The following is a 2,281-nucleotide window of genomic DNA, read 5'->3' as shown; positions in this document are numbered from 1 at the left end:
CGTTTTTCCCAATTCAGGTCTTCTTCCTCGAGGGCTGTGGGGTCAAGACGGTTGTTTTCCATAATAATCTCGTTTTTTCATTTTTATTGTGAACCGCATTCAAACCTAAAATCACTTGAAATACGGCCGATGGTTGGACATATCCGGCAAGCCGGCGCAAGCGTCACATTTTAATATTAATTCGCTATATAATCACTATTTTATTTAATACTCAAGGATACATCATGAGCAGCATCGAACAACGCCTCGAATATCTGGAAGAGGCCAACGACGCTTTGCGTATGCAAAACCACGTCCTCGCCACCGCCCTCAAAGGCCTCATCCGTTCCCTGCCCTCCGACATGGCCAACGATGCCGTAGAATCCATCCAGCTTGCCTTTGAAGACGCATTGGCGGAATTGAGCTACGAAGACAGTCCGCACACCGACCTCTTCCATGACGTAACCTACGCATTTTTCCGAGAAAAAGACCACTGATTTCGGCTAGTTTGTTCACAAAATTATGCTAAACTAAGATTTTATCCGTTAACATTTTATTAAGAAAGCACATATCATGAATATGAAAAAATGGCTGGCCACTGCTCTCGCTTGTTCCGCCCTTGCCCTGACTGCCTGCGGCGGTCAAAGCAACAATGCCTCTGCTCCTGCCGATAAAGTGTACCGTGTCGGCTCCAATGCCGAGTTTGCCCCATTTGAATCTTTGGATTCTGCCGGCAAAGTAGAAGGTTTTGACGTAGATTTGATGAATGCCATGGCTAAAGCCGGCAACTTCAAAGTCGAATTCAAACACCAGCCATGGGAAAGCCTCTTCCCTTCGCTGAACAACGGCGACGTGGACATCGTTATGTCCGGCGTAACCATCACTGACGACCGCAAACAAAGCATGCTCTTCAGCGATCCATACTTTGAAATCACCCAAGTCGTCCTCGTTCCGAAAGGCAAAAAAGTAGCTTCTTCCGAAGACCTGAAAAACATGGCCAAAGTCGGCGTGGTAACCGGCTACACCGGCGACTTCTCCGTTTCCAAACTCTTGGGCAACGACAATCCGAAAATCGCCCGCTTTGAAAGCGTTCCCTTGATTATCAAAGAGTTGGAAAACGGCGGTTTGGATTCTGTAGTCAGCGACAGCGCGGTCATTGCCAACTATGTGAAAAACAACCCGACCAAAGGCCTGGATTTCATCTCCCTGCCTGACTTCACCATCGAAAACTACGGTATCGCTGCACGCAAAGGCGACGAAGCCACCATCAAAATGTTGAACGATGCGCTGAAAAAAGTACGCGAAAGTGGCGAATACGACAAAATTTACGCCAAATACTTTGCTAAAGAAGGCGAAAAAGCAGAAGCAGCCAAATAATCCGGTTTGACTTCCCAAACTAAAGGCCGTCTGAAAACTTTTCAGACGGCCTTTTTCTGGTTAACCTCATTTAACTCAAGCATTCCCTATAATCCGCTGGTTTTTATCCCTCAAATGAAAGACACGCCATGATCAACCCCCTTATCCTCAGCCTCGCTGCCGCCACTGCTTTGGCCGCCTGCTCCGCTTCTGAAAAACAAGAATCCCCCAACGTCGGCGTGGCCAATCCGGCTTCCGAGTTCTGCATCAAACAAGGCGGTAAATCCGAAATCAAAAAAGACAAAGATGGCAACGAATACGGCGTGTGCCACTTGCCTGACGGTAAAGTCGTTGAAGAATGGGAATATTTCCGTCAACACAACAAATAATTGCCCAATCATATAAAAGGCCGTCTGAACCCAAGTTTCAGACGGCCTTTTCTTTTAAACAGCGATTATTTCACTTCCAATTTGGTCACGCCGCCCATATACGGTTGCAACGCAGCAGGAACATTAATGCTGCCGTCGGCATTTTGATGGTTTTCCAAAACCGCCACCAAAGTACGGCCTACAGCCAAGCCTGAGCCGTTCAAAGTATGTACCAAACGGTTTTTACCGTTTTCATCTTTGAAACGCGCCTTCATGCGGCGAGCTTGGAAATCTTCGCAGTTGGAGCAGCTGGAAATTTCACGGTAGGTATTTTGCGCTGGAACCCAAACTTCCAAGTCGTAGGTTTTGGTTGCGCCGAAACCCATGTCACCGGTACACAAAGTAATCACTCGGTATGGCAGTTCCAACGCTTTCAAAATATTTTCAGCATGGCCGACCATTTCTTCCAGCGCTTCGTATGATTTTTCCGGATGAACGATTTGCACCATTTCCACTTTGTCGAATTGGTGTTGGCGAATCAAACCGCGCACGTCTTTACCGTATGCGCCCGCTTCGGA

At 47.4% G+C, this 2,281-nt stretch carries 4 protein-coding genes; 3 read left to right on the top strand and 1 reads right to left on the bottom strand.

Translation table 11 applies throughout. The annotated features are described in order from the left end of the window. Nucleotides 1–224 precede the first annotated feature (224 nt). The 3 genes from ACTHS3_RS11705 to ACTHS3_RS11695 all read left to right on the top strand — a co-directional run bounded on the left by ACTHS3_RS11705 (nucleotide 225) and on the right by ACTHS3_RS11695 (nucleotide 1,724). Nucleotides 225–476 carry an NGO1151 family protein gene (locus tag ACTHS3_RS11705; protein WP_003680526.1) on the top strand — a complete coding sequence of 84 codons (252 nt, stop codon included), beginning with the start codon at nucleotides 225–227 and terminating at the stop codon, nucleotides 474–476. A gap of 76 nt (nucleotides 477–552) precedes the next feature. Next, nucleotides 553–1,356, top strand: coding sequence for a basic amino acid ABC transporter substrate-binding protein (locus tag ACTHS3_RS11700; RefSeq protein ID WP_049332057.1), 804 nt, complete (start codon nucleotides 553–555; stop codon nucleotides 1,354–1,356). Between the two features lie 128 nt (nucleotides 1,357–1,484). Then, nucleotides 1,485–1,724, top strand: a complete 240-nt coding sequence (locus tag ACTHS3_RS11695; RefSeq protein WP_440368009.1) for a putative hemolysin — start codon at nucleotides 1,485–1,487, stop codon at nucleotides 1,722–1,724. Nucleotides 1,725–1,789: 65 nt separating this feature from the next. On the opposite strand, the gene ACTHS3_RS11690 is transcribed toward ACTHS3_RS11695, so the two are convergent. Continuing rightward, a partial coding sequence (locus ACTHS3_RS11690; protein ID WP_440368008.1) for an aminoacyl--tRNA ligase-related protein occupies nucleotides 1,790–2,281 on the bottom strand: 492 nt, incomplete at its 5' end.

It is taken from the genome of Neisseria sp. P0009.S007 (genome assembly GCF_051962515.1).
The sequence above is the reverse complement of the archived record's forward strand: the minus strand, read 5'-3'. Positions and strand labels throughout refer to the sequence as shown.